Source organism: Pararhizobium sp. PWRC1-1, from assembly GCF_049897905.1.
Classification (GTDB): domain Bacteria; phylum Pseudomonadota; class Alphaproteobacteria; order Rhizobiales; family Rhizobiaceae; genus Pararhizobium.
Genome location: NZ_JAFCXE010000021.1, coordinates 48,094 through 69,960 on the forward strand (window position 1 = coordinate 48,094; position 21,867 = coordinate 69,960).

Sequence of the window (21,867 nt, forward strand, 5' to 3'; positions counted from 1 at the left end):
ACAGGGCGGATGAGGGGTATTTTCGAGGCGTTACGCCGCCTCGCGCACCAGCGCCTGCGCCATGCAATGAATGCCGCCGCCGGTTTTGGAGATTTCGCTCATGTCGATGGCGGCGACTTCGAAGCCGCGGGCGCGCAGTTTCTCGATCAGCGTTTTAGACGATGTCGGGGCGATGACGCGGTCCTTGCCGAGTGACATAAAATTGCAACCGAGCGCCATCGTATCCTCGAAGGGAACGTCGATGATCTCGTGGCCCTTGGCCTTCAGCCACTCAACGATGCCCGGTTCGGTGCAGGCAAGGCAGACGGCCGTCAGTTTCGGGGCGATCGGCACGACCATGAGGTCGATATGGACGTAATATTCATCGATGAAGGCAAGACGGGTTTCCCAGCCTTCTCGTCTGAACCAGTCCTCCACCTGGCGGGCGCCTTCCTCCTGCGTGCGCGCGCCGCCGCAGCCGATCAGCACGCAACCATCCTCGATGACGTTGAAATCGCCGCCCTCGAATGTTCCTGCCGTCACCATGTCGTAGATGGGGATGCCGAGTTTTTCATAGGTGCGGATGGCGGCATAATTTTCGCCGCGTCGCCACCAGTTGGCCATGGCGGTGATGATGGCGCCATAGGGGGTCATGACGCTGCTGTCGCGCGAATAGACCTGCATTGGCAGCTCCGGAGTCGGCTCGTGCCAATGGATTTTGACGCCGAAATGCTCATAAGCCGAAACTAGTTCCTTATGCTGCGACTGTGCCACCTGGATATTGCAGGGCGCCTCGCGCAGATGCTTGCGCGACAGCGAACTGGTCGACAGATGCCGCAGATGCGCCGGCGAACCGAGCAGCACGTCCGTCAGCGGATCGGTCTCGTTCTTGAAGCCCCAGCGGGTTAGCGGTGCGGTGCCGCCCTTCGGGTTGCGGCGTTGAAGCGAAAAGGGCTCGTTGAACTGCATGTCATGCCTCCGGGGTTGAGGGTTTGGGGATCCACCAGTCGCGGCCACGGGCTGTGGTCACATATTCAGGCCAGCGGAAGTGGATGGGTGGTTCGTAGTCGCAAAGGGGCGGGATCCATTTCGAACCACCGATGCCGCCACCGGTGCGCTCATTGAATTCGGTTTTGGCCGCGGTGCGAACGGTTTGGTCTTCCAAAAGCCGGACGGCCGAGACGGCAATGGTCTTGGCGGCACAAAGCACGGTCGGGTCGATGGTGGCGGGAATGCCGCCAAGCGCATTGGAGACCCAGACGGGATAGGTGTAGCCGGTCGGGGCTTTGAGCGCCGGGCGGGCGATGTAGAAGCGGGCGGTCGGGGCGTGCCAGCTCATGTCGGTGTAATCGTCCGAGGTGGAATTCAGCTGCGACGGGGCGAGGTCCCGGCGCAGAATGGCTTCAGCGTCCTGCGGGGCAATCAGTTTTTCCATCTCGTCGATAAAGGGCTGTGCCATCGCTTCTACGCCGAGATTGGCCTGGATTTCGCGTGCGGCGGTCCTTGCGGTTTCATCCCAGCGCGGCGGGCCGACGCTTTTGAGCGCGTCCCAGACGAGATTGGCCATCGCGTGGTTGGCAAGGCCCGGCCGGGATTTGCATACCCAGTGGCGCTCGGTCCGGCAGCCGGTCATCGCAGCTGCGGCCGTGGCGTTGCGATCGAGGACCGAGGCCACCTGTTCGGCCATGGCGATGGTGGGCACGCGGATCATGTATTGGATTTCGGCAAGGCCGGCCGGCAGGTTGTCGGCAGTTGCTTGGCCCGCCGTCAGGATCGCTTCGCTGATCGACCAGCCGCCCTGATGAGTGAGCATTGAATCGCGCAGCGCCTTGGACGCCATGTACATGGTCATCAGCGCATCGTTGGCGCCCGGCGCGCGCACGGCGGAATGCGATTGCGGGATCGGTGCGTCGTCGCTGCGGCCCCAGGCTTCCGGCTGGTCGCAGACGAAGCGGTAGATCATCGAGTAGGCGGCGCCGCAATGGGTATCCCAGCGCACCGTATTGCACATCGGCAGCATATAAAACGGGTGGAACGAGAACATGCCATCCAGGCCGTCATAATAGCCCTTGGCCGCATGGATCGGCTTGGAGCCGCGCACCTTTTCGGCGGGTTCGCCGGTGAAGCGCAGGGTTCCTTTGATGTCGTGCCGCTGCATCGCCGCCTTGGCTGCAAGCAGGCCGCCGAGCGCGCCGATGCCGAGCGCCGAATGCGGATCGGTATGACCACCTGCCTCGAAGCTAAGGTTGTCGCGCGGCTCTCTTCTGGTCGTTGCCGCCTGGCAATTGCCGGGCACGGCATCATATTCAGCATACATCCCGATGACGGGTCCCGAGCCGTTTCTCCATTCGGCGCAGAAAGCCGTCGGCATTCCGGCTGAACCTTCCTCGACGGAAAAGCCCTGTTTGCGCAGCAGATCGACATACCAGGCAGCGGATTCATATTCCCGCCATGCCGTTTCGCCGAATGAGAAGATCCGTGCCGTCCAGTCCGACAGATCGGCCCGGTTGGTTTCGACATAGGTCAAAGCAGATGTCTGGGCGGCGGATATCGGCACGAGGGTTTCGTTTCGCTGGAGGGATCGGCTGACGTGCTGCGGTTAGTTAAGCGCCGAACCGATCATCGAAAAAGTGAAATGTTTTCCCGTCTTCGACAAATTAAGTTCGCCAATGCTCAAGATCCCGACTAGCCTTCCGTTGAAATCAGGAGGGAGCCAATGCAGAGAGTCCCGTCGACACAGGCATTGCGTGCGCTGGAGAGTTTTGCACGCCACGGCACGGTCTGGAAGGCCGCCGACGAGCTGAACCTGACGCGCAGCGCCATCAGCCATCAGCTGCGGTTGCTGGAACGGGAACTCGGCTTCCAGATCTTCAACCGGGTGGGAACGCGGATCGAGCTGACGGAACAGGGGCTGGGATATGCCGCCGATATCAGGCAGGCGCTGAACGCCATTGCCGGGTCCGCCTCGCGCCATGCCAGCCGCGGTGTCAGCGGCTCGATCACCGTCAGCTGCCCGCCGGGCTTTGCCTCCAACTGGCTCTGCAGCTACATCTCGCACTTCCGCGACGCCTATCCGGACGTTCGCATTTCCATCGTCACGCCGCGCCGGCTCGACGATATCAGCAATCCCGATGTCGACGTGTTCATCGCGTTCGGCACGGGAAACTGGCCATCAATGCAGGTGGAGCTGATCATCGAGGTGGAGTTTGCGCCGCTCTGCAGCCCGGTGTTGCTCAACAAGATCGGCGGTTTGAATGAACCCAGCGACATCAAGAAGATGTGCCTGCTGCACCTCACCGATTACGAGGACTGGGAAACTTGGCTGGCGCTGGCGGGGGTTGACCAGGGCTATGCTTCGACCGGCATCGTCTTTTCCGACATGAACCTGGTTTTCGCAGCGACGCTCTCGGGGCAGGGCGTTGCGGTGGGGGATCGTTTTACCTGCCGGCACGCCATGAACAGCGGCCAATTGGTGCAGCCCTTCGACATCAGCATCAATTCCAGCCGCTCCTATTATCTGGTGACATCGGAGGCGAAAGCCGACAATCAGGCCGTCGTCGCTTTCAGTTCGTGGCTGCGCTCGCAGATGCTTAAAAATGACGCAGATGCCTAGTCACTCCGCCTATGGAGCGAGCGGCTTTTGGCAAATTATATTTGTCCAAGCGGCGAAAAGATTTCGTTTGTCCTGTTGCTAAAACACTCCTACGATTTCAGCGTTGAAAAGGAGCGTCGATGAAGAGCGGACACGAGGCGGCCGAGATCACAGCAAGCGGGATAGGCAAGGCCTATGGCGATTTCCATGCCCTGCGTGATATCTCGCTGACGATTGGCTCCGGTGAATTCCTGACGCTTCTTGGGCCTTCCGGCTCGGGTAAGAGCACATTCCTGATGATTCTGGCCGGCTTCGAAACTCCGACATCCGGAAGCTTGCGGAAAAACGGCTCCGACATTACTGGCGTGCCCGCCGAAAAACGCGCCTTCGGCATGGTCTTCCAGGGCTATGCGCTGTTTCCGCATATGACCGTCGAACAGAACATTGCCTTTCCGCTGCAGGTGCAGCGACGCCCGGACAACGATATCAAGCGCAGCGTCAATACGATCATCGACCGCGTCGGTCTGCGCGGACATGAGAAAAAACGGCCGACCGGCTTGTCTGGCGGACAGCAGCAGCGTGTGGCGCTGGCGCGCGCACTGGTATTCGAGCCCTCCGTACTTCTGCTCGATGAGCCGTTTTCGGCGCTCGACAAGAACCTCCGCTCCTCGATGCAGGAAGAAGTCCGTCGGCTGCATCAGGAGACCGGTACCACCTTCGTGTTCGTCACCCACGACCAGTCCGAAGCATTGGCGCTCTCGACCCGCATCGGCATCTTCAATCACGGGCAGTTGCAGCAACTGGGAACGCCGAAGGATGTCTACGAGCGGCCGGCCAACCGATTTGTTGCGGAGTTCCTGGGCGACGTCAATTTCCTGTCGCTCTCCGGGGTAAAGGCAACGGCTGACGGTGCCGAGGGATTGTTCGAGGGGCATCCAATGCGGATATCGGCGCCCGGCCAGGCCGTCAGCGAACATTTTGCCATCCGGCCCGAACATATGGTGATGTTCGAGCAGGCGCCTGGCGAGGGAAACATGCTGAAGGCGGAGATCGGCGAAATCACCTATCTCGGCGCCGAAACGCGTTTTGGCCTGAAGACATCAGGCGGCATCGATCTCGTTTTGCAAATGCCCACGCGCGAGGTGAAAAGCGCCTTTCAACCGGGGCGGCAGGTCTGGGCCGGCTGGCCCGCCAACCAGGGTTTCTTTCTGTAAGTGCTTTGAACGTGCATGCACGAGCGACGCCGATAAAGGCGCGCCGCAAAAACCAGAGGAGAACGGCATGAGCGAAATATTGGCGAATGGCGGCATATCCCGCCGCAGATTTACCCAGCTGGCGGGGCTGTTTCTGTCCGTCAGCCCGATTGCGCTTGGCGCGACGCGCGGCTGGGCAGCCGAAGGTGAACTGGTCTTCGTCAACTGGGGCGGCGATGCCGGCCCGGCCTATGACAAGGCCTATGGAGCACCCTTCAAGGAGGAAGCCGGCATCACGGTGAAACAAGACGGCTCGGGCCCGACCGAAGGTGCTGTCGCGGCGCAGTTTTCAAGTGGCAAGCCGGCCTGGGATATCGTCGATATCGACCCCTTCTCGGCAGAAGCGCTTGGCAAGAAAGGCATGATGGAGCCGATCGACTATGCGATCATCGACAAGACGAAGATGCGCGAAGGTTTTGGCTGGGAGTTCTCCGCCTCGACCTATTTCTTCTCCTATATCATCGCCTACGACGCGTCGAAATTCGGCGACAAGGTGCCGACCGGCATGGCCGACTTCTTCGACGTGGAAAAGTTCCCCGGTAAGCGTTCGCTCTACAAATGGGGTGCTGGCATGTGGGAAGCAGCGCTTCTTGCCGACGGTGTCGAGCCGGCAAAGCTCTACCCGCTCGATCTCGAGCGCGCCCACAAGAAGATCGCCGCTTTCAAGGACAATGTTGTTTCCTATTGGGGTGGCGGCGCCGAAAGCCAGTCGGTGCTTTTGAACGGCGAAGCCTCGATGGCACTGATCTGGTCGACCCGCGCCGGACTGATCGAGAAAGATTCCGGCGGTTCGATCAAGTTTATCTGGGATCAGGGCCTGATTTCGCCCGGCGCCATGGGCGTGATCAAGGGCAATCCGGGCGGCAAGGACAACGCGATGAAGTTCATCGCCTCGGCGCAGGACCCGAAGAAGCAGGTCATCATGTTCGAAATGCTCGGCCAGGGGCCGGCAAACCCGGCCGCCGATGCGCTGCTTTCGCCGGAACAGGCGCGTCTCAGCCCCGTCGATCCGGCCAACATGTCCAAGCAGATCGCGCTCGACATGGCTTGGTACGAGACCAATTACGGTCCTGCGCTGAATGAGTATACGAAGATCATTTCGGCTTAACTCGGACAATTCCCTCCCCCTGTGGAGAGGGTGGGGGAGGGATTTCTTTTTTACGGTAAAGAACTCTTCCCGGCCCTTCGGGCCACCCTCCCCACAAGCGGGAGGGCTCGCTCTGTGCCCGCTGTAACCTCCGACCCCAACCATTTGATCCCGCATCCAGAAAGGAGAGCCGCCATGGAATCCGATCGACTGAAACCGGCGCTCCTACTTGGGCCTCTCGTGCTGTTTCTCGGCCTTGCCTATCTCGTGCCGTTCCTTGGCGTCATGCAATGGAGCGTCACCCTGCCGGAGCCTGGGTTCGGGCAATATGGCAAGGCGGTCACCGATCCGTTGATCCAGTCGGTGTTTTTCCGCACGTTCCGCATTTGCCTGATCGTCACTGTTTGCGCGGTGATTGCGGCTTACGCGATTGCCTATGTCTGGGTGCGCGGCACACCGGCACAACGGCTGGTGACGGAGCTTTGCATTCTCATTCCCTTCTGGATTTCGGTGCTGACCCGCGCTTTCGGCTGGGTGGCGCTTTTGTCCAATCGCGGGCTGATCAACACCTGGCTGCAGGCGGCCGGCATCCTTTCCGAGCCGCTGACGATGGTGCGCAACGAATTCGGTGTCGTGCTCGGCATGGCGCATTTTCTCATACCGTTTGCCGTCTTTCCGATCGCCTCCTCCATGCGCAGTCTTGACGAGCGCGTATTCCTCGCCGCCCGCGGCATGGGTGCTTCGCGGCTGCGGATTTTCTGGTCGATCTTCGTGCCGATGACGCTGCCGGGCATTCTCGGCGCCGGGCTGATGGTCTTCGTCTTCGCGCTCGGCTTCTTTATCACGCCGGCCATTCTTGGCGGTGGCCGCAGCGTCATGATCGCCGAGCTGATCTACCTGCGCCTGTTCCAGAGCCCCGACTGGGGGCTGGGCGCTGCCATCAGCGTCATCCTCATGCTCATCGTCGGCGCGCTCCTGATCCTGATGCTGCGGCTCGTGCGGCCGAACAAGATGCTGGGTTGAGCCGATGTCGATGAAGCCCACGCCCATTGCCGTTTTCCTCGCTTTTGCCGTGGCGCTGTTCCTGCTCCTGCCGCTGATCGCCGTCGTGCCGGTCTCCTTCACCCCCGCGCGTTTCCTGTCCATGCCGACCGATGTCTGGTCGCTCCGGCATTACCAGGCGCTCCTCGACAATCCGGCCTGGCTGCAGAGCATCTGGCTCAGCCTGCGCATCGGTATCCTCAGTTCAGTGATCGCGACGTTGCTGGCACTGATGTTCAGTCTCGGCATCTGGATGTTCCGCCCGTGGTTCGGCAGCCTGCTGTTCGGCTTCGTGCTGTTGCCGATGGTGGCGCCGCCGGTGGTTTCGGCCATCACGCTGTATTTCTTCCTGACGACCCTGTCCAAGGTCAACGATGTCGTCGCCTACGATACTTGGGTCGGCGTTGCGATTGCCCATGCGGTAATGATCGCGCCGTTTGCGGTGGTCATGGTGACGGTTGCGCTTGCGCAGGTGGACCGGCGGATCGATCTGGCCGCGCGCGGTTTCGGCGCCTCCGTCAGCCAGCGGATATTCAAGATCATCCTGCCGAACATTAAGTTCGGCGTGTTCACCGCCTTCTTCCTCTCCTTCGTGCTCTCCTGGGAAGAGATCGGCGTGACGCTGTTCATCACCAGCGTTGATGCGGTGACGCTGCCGCGGATGATGTGGATGGGTTTGCGCGACAATATCGATCCGGCCATCGCGGCGATCTCGGTGATCCTGATCATTATCGTTATCACGGTCATCCTGGTTAAGACCGCCATCACCCTCAAGCTTTCCCGTAAATCCTGAGATAACGAGCCGCAGGTCTTGCGCGCGGTTGAATTATACAATTGTATAGCAATGAATGAGACGAGGAACACCCGCATGATCAGCACCGGCATGTATCTGACGAAACTGCTGACGTCCTATGGCGTCGATACCGTCTTCGGCATTCCGGGCGTGCATACGGTCGAGCTTTATCGCGGGCTGGCCGGCAGTACGATCCGGCACGTGACGCCGCGCCACGAGCAGGGGGCGGGTTTCATGGCCGATGGTTATGCGCGGGCCACCGGCAGGCCGGGCGTCTGCTTCATCATCACCGGGCCGGGCATGACCAATATCGTCACCGCGATGGGCCAGGCCTATGGTGACAGTATCCCGATGCTGGTGATCTCGACCGTCAATGCGCATGGCCGGATGGGCTCGGGCGAAGGCTGGCTGCATGAGCTGCCCAACCAGCAGGCGCTGGTGAGCGGCGTCTCAGCCTTCAGCTGCACCGTCAACCGGCCGGAGGACCTGGCACCGGCTTTGGCGCGGGCCTTCGCGATCTTCGACAGCGCCCGGCCGCGTCCGGTGCATATCGAGCTGCCGATCAACGTCATGCTCGCTTCGGCAGAGCACTTTGCCCTGCCGCAAAAGCCTGTCCGCCTGTCGCGACCGGCCGGTGACGTTAGCGCATTGAAGGCAGCGGCAACATTGCTTGACGGCGCGAAGGCACCGGTCATCCTGGTGGGCGGCGGCGCAATCGGTGCGGCAGCGCAAATCCGCGCGTTGGCGGAAAAGCTCGATGCGCCTGTGGTGATGACCACCAATGGCCGAGGCATCCTGCCGTTGGGGCATACGCTGGCGGTCAACCTTTCAGCCAGCATGCCGGCCACCCGCGCGCTGATCGAGGCCGCCGATGTGGTGCTCGGCATCGGCACGGAGCTTGGGCCGACCGATTACGATATGTACGAGGATGGGCTCTTTTCCATTCCCGGTGCCTTCATTCGCGTCGATATCGATCCGGCGCAACTAATGCGCACCCACGCACCCGAAATCGGCATTGTCGGCGATGCGGCGGCCTGCGCGGCCGGGTTGGCGGAGCTGGTGGCGCAGTGTGTTCACGATGGTGCGGCGCGCGCGGCGCAGGTCGAAACACTCGTCCACCGCGACGTTCCGGCCGCCATGCTCGACGACCTGATCATTCTGGAAACGATCCGCGATACACTACCGGACGTGCTGATCGCCGGGGATTCGACTCAGCTCGTCTATGCCGGCAACACAGCCTATGAGGCGGCCTCGCCGGGCTCCTATTTCAACTCGGCGACCGGTTACGGCACGCTCGGCTACGGCCTTCCGGCGGGCATCGGCGCCAAGATCGGGCGGCCGGAGCGGCCGGTCGTGGTGCTGGCGGGAGACGGCGGCCTGCAGTTCTCGCTGGCCGAACTTGCCTCGGCAATGGAGGCGAAGGCGCCTGTCATCCTGATGCTGCATGACAATGGCGGCTATGGCGAAATCAAGTCCTACATGGTGTCGAAGAACATTCCGACGCTCGGCGTCGATCTGCATACGCCGGATTTCATCGCCATCGGCCGGGCCTATGGCTGGCATGCGGAACGACTGGAGAGCTTCGAGGCCTTGAAGCCAGCGCTTGAAGCGGCGCAGGGAAGGGACGTCCCGACCATACTGGTGTTCGGCGACGCTTTTCGCGTGCAGGCGGCGGGCGGCAAGCGGTAGTTGGAACGCCTGTCACTCGGCCGGCTGCACCCGGGCAATCGACATCGCTGCATAGCCGCCTGATGTCAAAAGAATGATGACGCAGACATAGATGTCGGCGGTCATGGTGAGCCCGACGGCGCGCGAGAGGAACCCGGCGAGGATGGCGGGAATGCTGAAGGCGAGATAGCTCTGGACATAATACGCTGAAAGCAGCCCGGCGCGTTCCTCCGGCTTGGCGAGCGGCATGATCGTGCTGACGGCGCCGAGGAAGCAGGAGCCGAAGCCGGTACCGGCGATGATCGTGCCGGAAAACAGCAGCGCCACAAGACCGGTGTGGACGCCGGCAACGACGATCAACAGCCCGGTCATCATCGTAAAGACGCCAAGCGTCAGGTTGGCACGAGCCGGCTTCTGCCGCCGGAAAAAGACCGCGAGTGCGCCGCTGAGCGTGAGGGCCGCAACGGTCAGGCCGCCGGTCATCGGTGAATGATTGCCGGTGGCGGCACCCACGAGCGACGGCATCAAAGAGAGATAGAAACCGCCGAGCGACCAGATCGAGATATTGATCGGTGTGATGGCCATCAGCGACGGGCGGACCTGCGGCGGCACGCCGGCATGCGGGCGCAGCGATGCCAGCGCGCCGGGCTTGGACACAGCCGTTTCGGGAACGCTCCAGATGAAGACGGCCTGCGCCAGCAAGGCTGCGAAAACCACGAGATAGACCAGACGCATCGGATCGGGCGCGAACTGGACGAGCGCGCCGGCGCCCAACGCACCGACGGCCATGCCGAGAAGCGGCGAAATGCTGTTGACGATCGGTCCTGTTGTCTTGTTGGCGTCGACCAATGCTGCGCCGATGGCGCCGCTGGCGGCCCCCGTGGCGAGGCCCTGGACGATGCGGGCGGCGATCAGCCAGGCCGGACTGTCTGCCAGTATGAACAGCAGCATTGCGGCTGCCTGCAGCAGGATGGCGGCGAAGATGACGGGCCGCCGGCCGATATGGTCGGATAGGGAGCCGACGATCAAAAGGGTCGTCAGCAGGCTGAAGGCATAGACGCTGAAGATGAAGGTGAGCAGGATCGGCGAGAAATGCCAGTTCACCTGATAGAGGTGATAGAGCGGCGTCGGCGCTGCGGATGCGGCAAGGAACGTGACCAGCGTCACCGCATGGAAGCCCAGGGCCCAGCGCCGTTTGGCGGGTGAAAGGCTGCCGGGAACAGGTTCACTTTTGCTCGACATAGCGCTATGGTTCCTAAAAGCTAAAATATTGCTTTAGCCCTTGTAGAGCGAAGCCGGTCTAAAAGCAAATTATTTGCGTTAGTGGTTTTGGGAGGCGAGCAGTAAGCGGAGATGGTGCGATGACCATACGGGAGAATATCAGGCCGGGCGGGCGCAGTGCCCGTGTGCAGGCCTCGGTGCACCAGGCGGTGCGCGGCCTCCTGTCGACGATGGACCGGAGCGACGTGACGATCCCGCTGATTGCCACTGAGGCTGGCGTCACGCCGTCAACGATCTACCGGCGCTGGGGCGATCTGCAGGAACTGCTGGCCGATGTGGCTGTCGAACGCCTGCGCCCGGATGTGGCCCCGAAGGATACAGGTTCGGCGCGCACCGATCTTATGCAATGGGCCGAGCAATATGCCGATGAAATGGCCTCCGGCATCGGCCGGGCGATGATCCGAGACGTGCTCGCCAGCGTTGGCGCAGATACCGGCAATGCCGGAAAATGTTGCAGCTATACCCGCGAACAACTGCAGATCATTGCTGAGCGCGCACGCGATCGCGGTGAGGACTTTCCGGATGTGGAAACGGTGATCGACACAGTCGTCGCCCCGATCATGTACCGCATTCTCTTCGACGACGTGCCCCCGGCCTCCGAGAAGGTTTTGGCGCTGGTCGAGGGTATGATGCCGCAACAGGGATAGGCGCTATTAGGCCCGCATCTTGAAGTCGGCCTGCCGAGTGCGACAGTGACGACGAAGGGGCAGGTGACCATTCCCAAGCCGGTGCGGGATTTTCTCGGTATCGTGCCGGGAACGCGGGTGGATTTTCAGCGTGCCGCCGACGGCAGTGTCGTGCTGACACGCGCCGACGAAAAACGCCCCGCCAGCCGCTTCAGCAAACTGCGCGGCCATGCCGGCAAGGGGTTGAGCACCGATGCCATCATGGCGCTGACGCGTGGTGACGAGTGACGCTGGTCGATACCAACGTTCTGCTCGACGTGATCACCGACGATCCGGACTGGGCAGACTGGTCGATCGTACAGTTAGAAACTGCTGCATTGCGCGGCCCCCTCTGATCAACGATGTTGTCTATGCCGAACTTGCGGTGCGCTACGAGCGGATCGAGCGGCTGGAGGCGTTTCTCTCTCCGAGGCCGGGATCGAGCTCGCCGCCATGCCTCGCCCGGCTCTGTTTCTGGCCGGAAAAGTCTTTCAGAAATACCGCAAGGCGGGTGGGTCGCGTGCCGGTGTCCTGCCGGATTTTTTTATTGGCGCGCATGCGGCTGTTGATAGGCTGGACCTGCTGACCAGGGATACGGGGCGGTACCGGATGTATTTTCCAACGATGAAGTTGATTGCGCCGGATCGGTAGGGGCGTTGGAATTGCGGACTAGGATAGCGGCTACCGAACAAACCGTCGGAGCTTGGCGCTCGTCTGAAGCGCCAGACGTTGTCGCGAGCTATATCTTGTTTTTGGCATGTTTTGTCTGGCGTCATCCGGGACTTGTTCCGGGAACCAGCCACGGCACGTCTGCGCCGTGAATAGACTTAACCCAACCTGGAACGGTTCTTTCACCACGCAGACGCGCGGTGGCTGGATGCCTGTGACAAGCACAGGCATGACGCAGGAGAGTTTGGCAACACTCCAGGGAGCCACGGGCTGTCTATCATCGGAAAAAGCCGGGCAAATCCTCGGCCCGTCATTCCTCAAATCATCCCTGATTCCGGCGGGACAGGCTTTTCCTTTGGCTTGTACCCGACCGATTGGAGCGCGACATAAAAGACCGGGGTCAGGAACAGGCCGAGGATGGTGACGCCGAGCATGCCGGAGAAGACTGCGGTGCCGAGCGACTGGCGCATTTCCGCACCCGGGCCTGTGGCGATCATCAGCGGCACGACGCCCAGGATGAAGGCAAAGGCCGTCATCAGGATCGGCCGCAGGCGAAGGCGGCTGGCCTCGACTGCGGCATTGACCGGGTTCATCCCGTCATCCTGCGCTTGTCGGGCGAACTCGACGATCAGGATGGCGTTCTTGGCCGCAAGGCCGATGAGAACGATCAGCCCGATCTGGGTCAGGATGTTGTTGTCCTGCCCCCTCAAGTGAACGCCGATCAGAGCGGCGAGAACGGCCATCGGCACGACGAGGATGATCGCCAGTGGCAGGATCCAGCTTTCATATTGGGCCGACAGCGCCAGGAAGACGAAGATCACCGAGAGGGCGAAGATGAAGATCGCTGTATTGCCGGTATTGCGTTCCTGGAAGGCAAGGTCGGTCCATTCGAACGAAGTGCCCGGCGGCAATATCTGTGCAGCCAGAGCCTCCATCTTGTCGAGCGCGGTGCCGGTCGAGACGCCGGGGGCGGGATTGCCCTGGATCGGGACCGACACATACATATTGTAGCGCTGGACGAGCGATGGGCCTGTGGTATCGCGGATATCGACGAGCGTTCCGAGCGGCACCAGGGCGCCGGTGGCGGAACGCACCTTCAGGTCGAGAATGTCCTCCCGGTCCAGCCGAAACTGCTGGTCGGCCTGCGCCCGGACCTGGTAGACGCGGCCAAAGGCGTTGAAGTCGTTAACGTAGGAGGTGCCAAGGTTGATCGACAGCGTTTCGAAGATGTTGGGGATCGGCACGCTCAGCGCCCGTGCTTTGTCGCGGTCGATCGCCAGGAAATATTGTGGGCTGGAGGCAGAGAAGGTCGTGAAGACGCCGGTCAGCCCCTCCGTCTGGTTAGCGGCGCCCATCATCTGATAGGCAAGGCCAAGCGCCCGGCGCATGTCGGAGCTTTCGCGGTCGACGATCTGCATTTTGAAGCCGCCGGAATTGCCGATGCCGCGGATCGACGGCGGCGGCACGGCGATGATGAAGGCTTCCTGCAGCGATTGCATCGTGCCGTAGAGCTGGCCGATGATCTGGTTGGCACTCTGGCCGTGTTTCAAGCGCTCCTCGAAGCTTTCGAACGGTGTGAAGATGACGCCGGAATTCGAGGCATTGGTGAAGGTCGCGCCGTTGAAGCCGGCAAAGGAAACCGCACCGCTGATGCCGGGCACCTTGCGGATCATCTCGGTCGCCTTCTGAACCACTGCATCGGTACGGGCCAGCGAGGCGCCGTCGGGCAATTGCACGACGACGATCGCATAGCCCTGGTCCATGGTCGGGACAAAGCCGCGCGGCACGATCTGCGACATGTACCAGGTGCCGGCGAGCAACCCGAAGAAAACCAGCAGGGTGGCGCCAAGCGCCACCTTCGTCGAGACCAGATGGTGGACGATCCACGAATAACCTTGGGTCATCCGGTCGAAACCGTTGTTGAAGCCGTTGGCAAGCCCCCTGAAGACGCGGGTGAACGGATTTCGGGTTTCGTGATGCTCCTGGTGCGGGCGCAGGATCAGGGCGGCCAGCGCCGGCGACAAGGTTAGCGAGTTCAGCGCCGAAATCGCCGTCGCCACGGAGATCGTCACGGCGAACTGCAGGTAGAACTGCCCGGAAATGCCGGGGATGAAGGCGGTCGGTACGAAGACGGCGATCAGCACTAGCGAGATAGCAATGACGGCGGTGCCGACCTCGTCCATCGTCACATGCGCCGCCTGTTTGGGCGTCATTCCCTTGGCCAGATTTCGCTCGACATTTTCCACCACGACGATGGCGTCATCCACCACAATACCGATCGCTAGCACGAGCCCGAACAACGTGAGCATATTGAGCGAGAAGCCGAAGGCGAGCAGGAAGGCGAAGCAGCCGATCAGCGACACCGGGATGGCAATGATGGGGATCAGCGCCGTACGCCAAGATTGCAGGAAGACGAGCACCACGATGGCAACCAGAATGGCCGCCTCGAGGATGGTCTTGTAGACCTCGTTGATCGATTCCGAAATGAATTCGGTCGGGTTGTAGACGATGGTATATTCGAGGCCCGGCGGGAAATCCTTCTTCAGGGTTTCCATTGTCGCCTTGATCTGCTCAGCCGCTTCAAGCGCATTGGTGCCCGGTCGCGAGAAGATACCCATGGCGACTGCCGCCTTGCCGTTCAGGTAGCTGTTGGTGACGTAATCCTTGGCGCCAAGTTCGATGCGGGCCACATCCTGCAGTGTCACAAGCCGTCCGTTTGTCGTCGATTTGACGATGACGTAGCGGAATTGGCGGGGGTCGTTGAAGCGGCCCTGGGTCGTTACCGTGTACTGGAAGGCATTGGTGCCCGCGGTGGGCGGGCCGCCGATGGAACCGCCGGAAACCTGGACGTTTTGGTCGCGCAGCGACTGAACGACATCGCCTGAGGTCATTCCATACGAAGCCAGTTTTTCCGGGTCGAGCCAGATGCGCAGCGCATATTCGCGCTCACCGAACAGGATGACGTCACCAACACCCTCAAGCCGCACCAGCTGATCGCGGGCGCGGCTGCGGGCATAGTTGGAGACGTAAAGCTGGTCATAGCGGTCGTTCGGCGAGAGCAAATGGACGACCATCATCAGGTCGGGCGAGCTTTTCGCAGTCGTGATGCCGATGCGGCGGACTTCTTCCGGCAGGCGCGGTTCGGCGATCGAGACGCGGTTCTGGACGAGCACCTGCGCCTTGTCGAGATCGGTGCCGAGCTTGAAGGTGACGGTTAGCGCCATCGAACCGTCGGCAGTCGAATAGGAAGACATGTAAAGCATGTCCTCGACGCCATTGATTTCCTGTTCGAGCGGCGTGGAGACCGTATCGGCAATGGTCTCGGCGTCGGCGCCCGGATAGGCAGTGCGGATGACGATGGTTGGGGGCGCAATTTCCGGATATTGCGCGACGGGCAACTGGAAATAGGCGATGCCGCCGACAATCAGGAGGACAATTGACAGCACCGACGCGAAGATCGGTCTGTCCACGAAGAAATGGGCAAATCTCATTGACCATTCTCCGTCGTCGCGGCGGCTTCGGGCGGCAGGACAACCAGCTTGGGATCGACAATCACGCCGGGCCGCAGCCGTGTCAGGCCGTTGACCACGATGGTCTCGTCGCCGGCCATGCCTTCGCGGATGACGCGGTAGCCGTAGAGTTTTGGTCCGATGCGAACGGGTTTGGTGACGAAGCTGCCATCCTCGGCCACGACATAGACGACACGCTGATCCTGGTCGGAGCCGATCGCTTCATCAGGAACGAGAATGCCCTTGTAGGTGTTGGATGCATTGACCTCAACACGGCCGAACAGACCGGGCTGCAGGACGAATTTCGGATTGTCGAAACGGGCGCGCACCCGCATCGTGCCGGTTTCCTGATCGACGCGATTCTCGGCAAAATCAAGCTTGCCTTTGAACGGTTTCTCGGTGCTGTCGGCAATGGTCACCGACACTTCCAGCGCGCCGCCGCCTTCCTGCAGGTTGCTGCCGTGTTCGCGGGCAACGCGGGCATAGTTCAACAGGCGGCGCTCATCGACATCGAAGTAAAAGTCGATCGGATCCAGCGAAACGATCGTCGTCAATGCGGTCTGGTCCGGCTGCACGAGGTTGCCGACGGAGATCAGCCGCCGGTCGATACGGCCGCTGAGCGGGGCAAAGATCGTAGTATATTCCATGTCGAGCTTGGCCCGGGCAAGGCTTGCCTCGGCGCCGCGCAGATTGGCTTGGCCGGACTGCAGTTCGCGTCGGCGGTCATCCAGGGTAGAGACAGAAAGCGTTCCTTTTTGCACGAGTGCTTCCGTGCGGTTGAATTCCGATTCCGCGAAGGTCAGCGACGACTTCGCCACTTCCAGCGCAGATGTTGCGACGTCGAGCGCGGTCTTGAAGGGGCGCTGGTCGATGACGAAGAGCGGATCGCCTTTCTTGACCATCGCGCCGTCCTTGAAATTGACCTGGTCGAGATAACCGCCGACACGCGAGCGCAGTGTCACTTCATCGACGGCTTCGAAGCGGCCGATGAACTCGTCGCTATCGACGACATCGCGGACAACGGGTTTGGCCACGGTGACCGCGGCCTTTGGTTGTTCCTGTGCGAGAGAGGGGCCTGCGGAGACTGTAGTTGAGAAGAGCAGTAGTGCCGGAACAAGCCAGTGTCGTACCATGGTGAGCCCCCTGAAGCGCATGAAACACGTTATCCCACGCGGTTGAGCGTGGCAGTTCTTGACGTTTTAGATTGGTCAGGCCGCCAAATTCCATGTGATTTCGGGCAGTCTGGGCAGGGGCATGACCAAGTCGCGGGTCGTTCAAAATCAACAAATATTTCAAGTCGGTAGATGATTTGCCCGCTGGTTGCCCCAGCCGTTGAAGCCGCAGCTATATCAAGCAGGCAATGCTATTTTCACCTGTAGCTTACATTATTCGAATTTCGTGTCACCACGGAAAAGACACGATCCGGTACGCGTGTGTTATTTAAGATTTTCCTTCCGTTTGCCGGGGCTAAATTACTCCCCAAGCAACACTTCCATAGGCAAGCGGCCTTTCTGCAAGCGGCGCGGCGCGAAATTCGCGAAAACCGGAGTTTTCACCCCGGTTGTCAATGTCTCGGCCTTGCGCGGTCTCTACGGTCGCATGATTTTCGTCTGCAGCTTATGGGCGATCCAGGCGGCGAAGGAGCCGAGACCGCTGACGGCGGCGAGTTCGGAGAAGGCGAGGATTCCGGGTTCGAGATGGGCGGCGAACAAGGTGATCAGGCCGAGGAAATAGGCCGGCACATTATTGACCGGTGGTAGGGCTCGCAGCGAAACGACGACGATCGCCACCACGAAGACGACCGGGCCGAAGGCGAGCGGACCGATCAGCGGTATCAGTGCACCGACGGCGGCAGCTGCGCCGACACCGAAGGCGATGCCGATGACAAGGCACAGATAGCTGAAGAATGCGTCGCTGGCCGAATGGCCGCGGACGAAGAACGCCACCCAGCCCATGAACATCGCCCAAACCGGCCAGCCGAGGCTGGCGGATGCGGTTGCGGCGATGGCGGCGGTGAGCGCAGCCGCAAGCGTCAGGATGGTAAAGCGCACCGAGGTCGGCGCCAGCGCCGCTTTGATTTCGAAGGTCATTGTCTTCTCCTTGAGATCTGTGTGTAGGAAAGCCGGCTCTCCAATCGTCCGGGGGCCGGTCGATCGCGGTTAGCCGTTGTCGATGGGCTTCAGAAGGTCTGACAGGCCTATATTGCGGAACATTTCGGCCCGCATGCGGTCGGCAACGCCGTTGACGATCTCGGCGCCATCCTGAGACGGATCCACATGGACGCGGAACGGTCGGGTGCCGAAGGGACTGTTGACGATATCGACGACGGCTGCGGCAACGGAGGCTGGATCAGCGTCGATCGGTTCCAGAGTGGCCAGACCCTGCAGCGCCTTTTCCGGCACGCCCTTGTAAGGACCTTCATTGTATTCGGCGGCGCGAGCCTGATCGGCCGGAGAGCCGGAATGGGCAAAGTGATTGGTGCCCTTGGTGAAGGCGCCGGGCACGACGATCGAGGTCTCGATGCCCCAACGGGAAAGCTCGGCAGCATAGGAGACAGCCAGCGAGTCCATCGCCGCCTTTGCGGCGAAGTAGGGCGACAGGTAGGGAGGTGTTCCGCCTCGGGTCGAGGAGGAGGAAATCCAGACGACCAGGCCCTTGCCCTGCTTGCGCATGTGGGGGAGCGCTGCGCGGTTCACCCGCTGGGTGGACAGCACATTGATGTCGTAAAGTTCGGCGAACTGTTCCGGCGTGAAGGCTTCGGCCGGACCGAAGGACATGTGGCCGGCATTGTGGATGATGACATCAATACGGCCGGCCTCCGCGATGATGGTGGCGATGCCAGCTACGACGGAAGCATCGGAGGCGACATCGAGTTCGACGGAGCGCAGATCGACATTGTGTTCCGCAGCGAAAGCCGCTGCATTGGCAACCGCTTTGACGTTACGGGTGTCGGTGGCGCGCATGCCGGCATAGACGGTGTGGCCGGCGGTTGAGAGCGCGCGGGCGGTCATGGCGCCGAAGCCGCTGGAGGCACCGGTGACGACGATTACTTGCTTGGTCATCGAGTTAATCCATCTGAAGAAGCGTGGGGGATTGAGTTTTTCGAAATTCGTTGCGGGGCCGTGCGTCGGAGATTGTGCTCCGCCATTCTGGTTTGGCGCTCAGACCATGCCGCCATTGGCGCGCAGGACCTGGCCGTTGATCCAGGAGCCGTCAGGGCCGGTGAGGAAGGCGACGGCGGAGGCGATGTCTTGCGGGGTGCCGAGGCGTTCGAGCGGGTTCATCTTCGACATACGGGCGATCAGCTCGTCGCTCTTGCCGTTGAGGAAAAGGTCTGTGGCCGTTGGGCCAGGAGCCACCGCATTGACGGTGATCGAGCGGCCGCGCAGTTCCTTCGACAGGATGGCGGTGAGCGTTTCGACGGCCGCCTTGGTGGCGGCATAGACACTATAATTTTCGAGCTTCAGGCCGACGACACTGGTTGAGAAATTGACGATCCGGCCGCCGTCACGCAGACGCTTTGCCGCTTCCCTGAGCGTGTTGAACGTGCCCTTCAAGTTGATGGCAATCTGGCGGTCGAACAGGGCGTCGGTGCTTTCGGCGAGCGATGAGAGCGCCATGATGCCGGCATTGTTGACGAGCACATCGACGCCACCGAAGGCGGCTTCCGCCGCGTCGAACATTTTGCGGACCGCTTCCGCGTCGCTGACGTCGGCTTTTGCGGTCAGAGCACGGCCGCCTATGTCTTCAATTTTCCGGGCCAGTGCTTCGGCGGGCGCTGCATCGCCGGAATAGTTGATGACGACGGTGAAACCGTCTTTCGCAAGGCGTTCGGCGATGGCTGCACCAATACCGCGCGAGGCGCCGGTGACGATGGCGACTTTGTTGCTGTTGTCGGGCATTTCATTCTCCTTGATTAACCACGCCACGGCGCGTTTTCGATGAGGAGAGGATGCAGCTTTTCATCCGGCGGATAATGAGCCATTATTCGGCATCACTATTCGGAAATGGCGAACAATCCCCGATGGACAGATTTGAAGCGATGCGGGTGTTTTCGCGCGTGGTGGAGCGGCGCAGTTTTACGCTGGCCGCCGAAGACACGGGCCTTCCCCGCTCGACCGTGACCGATGCGGTGAAGCAGCTGGAAGCCCGGCTGGGCGTTCGCCTTCTCCAGCGGACGACCCGCCAGGTCAGCCCGACGCTTGACGGCGAGGCCTATTACCGCCGCTGTCTGACCATTCTGTCCGATATCGAGGATGCCGAAGGCGCCTTTGCCGGGGCCAAGCCGAAGGGCTTGCTGCGCGTCGATGTGCACGGCAAGCTGGCTAGGCATTTCGTTCTGCCCGGATTGCCGGCGTTCCTTGACACATATCCGGATATCCAACTCTATATGAGCGAAGGCGACAGGCTGGTGGATCTGATCCGCGAGGGGATCGACTGCGTGCTGCGCGTCGGCGACTTGCAGGACAGCGACATGATCGCCCGGCGGGTGGCGCTTCTGGAGGAGGTGACCTGCGTTTCGCCGGAATACATTGCCCGCTTCGGCCTGCCGAACAGCATTGACGAACTTTCCGGGCACCAGATGATCGGCTTCTGGTCGACGGCGATCGGTGGCCTGCTGCCGCTGGAGTTTACGGTTGCAGGCGGCATCCGTACCGTGTCGCTGCCGGCTGTGGTGTCCGTCAACGGTGCCGACACGCTGGCGGCGGTGGCGCGGCTGGGGCTCGGCATCATGCAGGCGCCGCGTTACTCGCTGGAAGAGGACCTGAAAAACGGTACTCTTGTTGCCATCCTGCCGGACAATCCGCCGTCCCGCACGCCGGTCTCGTTGCTTTATCCCCGCAGCCGCCAGTTGTCGCCGCGGGTGCGCGTTTTCATCGACTGGCTGTCCCGCGAATTTGTCACACGCCAGGACGATATATAAAAAGACGCTTGTTGAGCCTTGCCTTTCGGCTGTCGGCCACCCACATGCGCGACACTTCAGCCATCCCCTCATACGTCCTCCCCGCACGGCCCAACCATCGGAACCCGCCGTTCCCCAAAATCGTTCCGGATCGACGGGTTATGCGCTAGACGTGTGAATGTCCGCAGGAATCAAGGAAATCGACATGAACGCAGACCATATCGGCGAGATTTCCGCCTGGTTGACGACGCAGGGCCTTAAGGGCACCGATGAAATGGACATCGTCAACGGCTTCTGTCAGCGCGTCCGCGCCGCCGGCATGCGGCTTGATCGCGGCCTTGCGCTGATCGATACGCTGCATCCGGTCTATGAGGGACGGGCCTTCCAATGGGACAGCAAGGAGCCGGTGAAAGCGGCCTTCGAATACGGACCGACCAATGAGGGTGTCTCCGCCGAGAACTGGGAGCGCTCGGCGTTCTTTCACCTGCGCGAGAAAAATCAGAGCGAAATTCGCCGGCGTCTCGGTTTCGGCGATCCCGCCGATTTCTACATGCTGGATGTGATGCTGGCAGCCGGGCACAAGGACTATATCGCGATGATCCATCGCTTCGCCCAGGATAGCCATATCGGCGATATGGACTGCTTTTATTCGCACTGGACGACGATGGACGAGGAGGGTTTTCGCGAGGAAGACCTCACAGCACTTCGGCAACTGGTTCCGGTACTGGCACTGGCGATCAAGTCGGGATCTCTGACACGTATTTCGCGTACCATTGCCGAGGTCTATCTTGGCGAAGATGCCGCCAAGCAGGTTCTCGAAGGCCGTATCTCGCGTGGCAAGGCCGAGCGGATTTCCGCCGTGCTGTGGTTTTCCGACCTGCAGAACTATACCCGCATCTCCGACAACCTGCCGCCGGACGAGATCATCCCGTTCCTGAACGACTATGCCGATGCGGTGATCTCCTCCATCCACGAAGCCGGCGGCAACGTGCTGAAGCTGATCGGCGATGGTACGCTGGCGATCTTCAAGGCCGAGGAACGTGAGGACGCTTGCGGCCGGGCCTTGCTTGCCGAACAGAATTTGCGTGCAAAGCTGAAGGGGCTGAACGAATTTCGCATGCTCGAAGGGCGCCCCGTCACCGAGGTCTATCTCGGCCTGCATATCGGCGATGTCTTCTATGGCAATATTGGCTCGAGCGACCGGCTGGATTTCACCGTTATCGGCCCGGCTGTCAACGAGGTCAGCCGCATCGCCTCGATGTGCCGTTTCGTCGATCGCAGCGTCATCATGTCATCGCAGTTCGTTGCCGCAGCACCACCGCCGCGCAATTCGGAAGTGGTCTCCATCGGTCGCTACGCGCTGCGCGGCGTCAAGCGTGCCCAGGAACTGTTCACGCTGATGCCGTTGGAAAAGGCTGTCGAATAGC

General features: G+C 61.2%; 18 protein-coding genes and 1 pseudogene. 11 read left to right on the top strand and 8 right to left on the bottom strand.

What is annotated here, in order from left to right:
* Positions 1–30 precede the first annotated feature (30 nt).
* Both ACP7E0_RS26215 and ACP7E0_RS26220 read right to left on the bottom strand, forming a co-directional pair.
* A complete protein-coding gene (locus tag ACP7E0_RS26215) occupies positions 31–948 on the bottom strand; it encodes a dimethylarginine dimethylaminohydrolase family protein (protein ID WP_426129212.1) in 918 nt (305 codons plus the stop codon).
* Between the two features lies 1 nt (position 949).
* The gene (locus ACP7E0_RS26220; RefSeq protein WP_426129214.1) at positions 950–2,536 is read right to left on the bottom strand and encodes an amidohydrolase; all 1,587 of its coding nucleotides are present in this window, start codon (positions 2,534–2,536) and stop codon (positions 950–952) included.
* Between the two features lie 159 nt (positions 2,537–2,695).
* Between ACP7E0_RS26220 and ACP7E0_RS26225 the strand changes: the two genes are divergently transcribed.
* The 6 genes from ACP7E0_RS26225 (at position 2,696) to ACP7E0_RS26250 (ending at position 9,434) form a co-directional block, all read left to right on the top strand.
* The gene (locus ACP7E0_RS26225; RefSeq protein WP_426129215.1) at positions 2,696–3,592 is read left to right on the top strand and encodes a LysR substrate-binding domain-containing protein; all 897 of its coding nucleotides are present in this window, start codon (positions 2,696–2,698) and stop codon (positions 3,590–3,592) included.
* Positions 3,593–3,711: 119 nt separating this feature from the next.
* On the top strand, positions 3,712–4,785 hold the full coding sequence (locus ACP7E0_RS26230; protein ID WP_426129217.1) for an ABC transporter ATP-binding protein: 1,074 nt from the start codon (positions 3,712–3,714) through the stop codon (positions 4,783–4,785).
* Between the two features lie 67 nt (positions 4,786–4,852).
* Complete coding sequence (locus ACP7E0_RS26235; protein ID WP_426129219.1) at positions 4,853–5,932, top strand: ABC transporter substrate-binding protein; 1,080 nt, start codon at positions 4,853–4,855, stop codon at positions 5,930–5,932.
* A 174-nt stretch (positions 5,933–6,106) separates the two neighbouring features.
* A complete protein-coding gene (locus ACP7E0_RS26240; protein ID WP_426129221.1) occupies positions 6,107–6,934 on the top strand; it encodes an ABC transporter permease in 828 nt (275 codons plus the stop codon).
* 4 nt (positions 6,935–6,938) lie between these two features.
* Positions 6,939–7,745: an ABC transporter permease gene (locus tag ACP7E0_RS26245; RefSeq protein WP_426129223.1), complete on the top strand. Its 807-nt coding sequence runs from the start codon at positions 6,939–6,941 to the stop codon at positions 7,743–7,745.
* A 75-nt stretch (positions 7,746–7,820) separates the two neighbouring features.
* Positions 7,821–9,434, top strand: coding sequence for a 5-guanidino-2-oxopentanoate decarboxylase (locus ACP7E0_RS26250; RefSeq protein ID WP_426129225.1), 1,614 nt, complete (start codon positions 7,821–7,823; stop codon positions 9,432–9,434).
* A 12-nt stretch (positions 9,435–9,446) separates the two neighbouring features.
* Here ACP7E0_RS26250 and ACP7E0_RS26255 read toward each other — a convergent pair whose 3' ends face one another.
* Complete coding sequence (locus tag ACP7E0_RS26255) at positions 9,447–10,655, bottom strand: MFS transporter (protein ID WP_426129227.1); 1,209 nt, start codon at positions 10,653–10,655, stop codon at positions 9,447–9,449.
* A 119-nt stretch (positions 10,656–10,774) separates the two neighbouring features.
* Here ACP7E0_RS26255 and ACP7E0_RS26260 point away from each other — a divergent pair, with 119 nt between their 5' ends.
* The 3 genes and pseudogenes from ACP7E0_RS26260 to ACP7E0_RS26270 all read left to right on the top strand — a co-directional run bounded on the left by ACP7E0_RS26260 (position 10,775) and on the right by ACP7E0_RS26270 (position 12,010).
* Positions 10,775–11,341 (top strand): TetR/AcrR family transcriptional regulator, encoded by a 567-nt coding sequence (locus ACP7E0_RS26260; RefSeq protein WP_426129228.1) that lies wholly within the window; start codon positions 10,775–10,777, stop codon positions 11,339–11,341.
* A 45-nt stretch (positions 11,342–11,386) separates the two neighbouring features.
* On the top strand, positions 11,387–11,608 hold the full coding sequence (locus ACP7E0_RS26265; protein ID WP_426129229.1) for an AbrB/MazE/SpoVT family DNA-binding domain-containing protein: 222 nt from the start codon (positions 11,387–11,389) through the stop codon (positions 11,606–11,608).
* A pseudogene (locus ACP7E0_RS26270) lies at positions 11,605–12,010 on the top strand (type II toxin-antitoxin system VapC family toxin). Before ACP7E0_RS26265 ends, ACP7E0_RS26270 begins: the two are co-directional and overlap by 4 nt.
* A gap of 335 nt (positions 12,011–12,345) precedes the next feature.
* Here the strand turns inward: ACP7E0_RS26270 and ACP7E0_RS26275 are convergent.
* From ACP7E0_RS26275 to ACP7E0_RS26295, 5 genes are all read right to left on the bottom strand, one after another.
* The gene (locus tag ACP7E0_RS26275; RefSeq protein WP_426129231.1) at positions 12,346–15,519 is read right to left on the bottom strand and encodes an efflux RND transporter permease subunit; all 3,174 of its coding nucleotides are present in this window, start codon (positions 15,517–15,519) and stop codon (positions 12,346–12,348) included.
* Positions 15,516–16,670, bottom strand: coding sequence for an efflux RND transporter periplasmic adaptor subunit (locus ACP7E0_RS26280; protein ID WP_426129232.1), 1,155 nt, complete (start codon positions 16,668–16,670; stop codon positions 15,516–15,518). The genes ACP7E0_RS26275 and ACP7E0_RS26280 overlap by 4 nt, the downstream gene beginning before the upstream one ends.
* A gap of 456 nt (positions 16,671–17,126) precedes the next feature.
* The gene (locus ACP7E0_RS26285; protein ID WP_426129234.1) at positions 17,127–17,627 is read right to left on the bottom strand and encodes a DUF1097 domain-containing protein; all 501 of its coding nucleotides are present in this window, start codon (positions 17,625–17,627) and stop codon (positions 17,127–17,129) included.
* Positions 17,628–17,696: 69 nt separating this feature from the next.
* Entirely contained in the window at positions 17,697–18,599 is a 903-nt protein-coding gene (locus ACP7E0_RS26290) for an SDR family oxidoreductase (RefSeq protein WP_426129236.1), read from the bottom strand.
* Positions 18,600–18,698: 99 nt separating this feature from the next.
* On the bottom strand, positions 18,699–19,439 hold the full coding sequence (locus ACP7E0_RS26295; RefSeq protein ID WP_426129238.1) for an SDR family oxidoreductase: 741 nt from the start codon (positions 19,437–19,439) through the stop codon (positions 18,699–18,701).
* A 122-nt stretch (positions 19,440–19,561) separates the two neighbouring features.
* On the opposite strand from ACP7E0_RS26295, the gene ACP7E0_RS26300 reads away from it, so the two are divergent.
* The gene (locus ACP7E0_RS26300; protein ID WP_426129240.1) at positions 19,562–20,461 is read left to right on the top strand and encodes a LysR family transcriptional regulator; all 900 of its coding nucleotides are present in this window, start codon (positions 19,562–19,564) and stop codon (positions 20,459–20,461) included.
* A 184-nt stretch (positions 20,462–20,645) separates the two neighbouring features.
* Entirely contained in the window at positions 20,646–21,866 is a 1,221-nt protein-coding gene (locus ACP7E0_RS26305; protein WP_426129242.1) for an adenylate/guanylate cyclase domain-containing protein, read from the top strand.
* Position 21,867 lies beyond the last annotated feature (1 nt).

Excerpts from the sequence above, each read along its gene's own strand:
- ACP7E0_RS26280 (WP_426129232.1), bottom strand. The coding sequence starts at position 16,670 with ATGGTACGACACTGGCTTGTTCCGGCACTACTGCTCTTCTCAACTACA.
- ACP7E0_RS26250 (WP_426129225.1), top strand. The coding sequence starts at position 7,821 with ATGATCAGCACCGGCATGTATCTGACGAAACTGCTGACGTCCTATGGC.
- ACP7E0_RS26240 (WP_426129221.1), top strand. The coding sequence starts at position 6,107 with ATGGAATCCGATCGACTGAAACCGGCGCTCCTACTTGGGCCTCTCGTG.
- ACP7E0_RS26215 (WP_426129212.1), bottom strand. The coding sequence starts at position 948 with ATGCAGTTCAACGAGCCCTTTTCGCTTCAACGCCGCAACCCGAAGGGC.
- ACP7E0_RS26235 (WP_426129219.1), top strand. The coding sequence starts at position 4,853 with ATGAGCGAAATATTGGCGAATGGCGGCATATCCCGCCGCAGATTTACC.
- ACP7E0_RS26305 (WP_426129242.1), top strand. The coding sequence starts at position 20,646 with ATGAACGCAGACCATATCGGCGAGATTTCCGCCTGGTTGACGACGCAG.
- ACP7E0_RS26290 (WP_426129236.1), bottom strand. The coding sequence starts at position 18,599 with ATGACCAAGCAAGTAATCGTCGTCACCGGTGCCTCCAGCGGCTTCGGC.
- ACP7E0_RS26285 (WP_426129234.1), bottom strand. The coding sequence starts at position 17,627 with ATGACCTTCGAAATCAAAGCGGCGCTGGCGCCGACCTCGGTGCGCTTT.
- ACP7E0_RS26295 (WP_426129238.1), bottom strand. The coding sequence starts at position 19,439 with ATGCCCGACAACAGCAACAAAGTCGCCATCGTCACCGGCGCCTCGCGC.
- ACP7E0_RS26225 (WP_426129215.1), top strand. The coding sequence starts at position 2,696 with ATGCAGAGAGTCCCGTCGACACAGGCATTGCGTGCGCTGGAGAGTTTT.
- ACP7E0_RS26300 (WP_426129240.1), top strand. The coding sequence starts at position 19,562 with ATGGACAGATTTGAAGCGATGCGGGTGTTTTCGCGCGTGGTGGAGCGG.
- ACP7E0_RS26275 (WP_426129231.1), bottom strand. The coding sequence starts at position 15,519 with ATGAGATTTGCCCATTTCTTCGTGGACAGACCGATCTTCGCGTCGGTG.
- ACP7E0_RS26230 (WP_426129217.1), top strand. The coding sequence starts at position 3,712 with ATGAAGAGCGGACACGAGGCGGCCGAGATCACAGCAAGCGGGATAGGC.
- ACP7E0_RS26260 (WP_426129228.1), top strand. The coding sequence starts at position 10,775 with ATGACCATACGGGAGAATATCAGGCCGGGCGGGCGCAGTGCCCGTGTG.
- ACP7E0_RS26245 (WP_426129223.1), top strand. The coding sequence starts at position 6,939 with ATGTCGATGAAGCCCACGCCCATTGCCGTTTTCCTCGCTTTTGCCGTG.
- ACP7E0_RS26255 (WP_426129227.1), bottom strand. The coding sequence starts at position 10,655 with ATGTCGAGCAAAAGTGAACCTGTTCCCGGCAGCCTTTCACCCGCCAAA.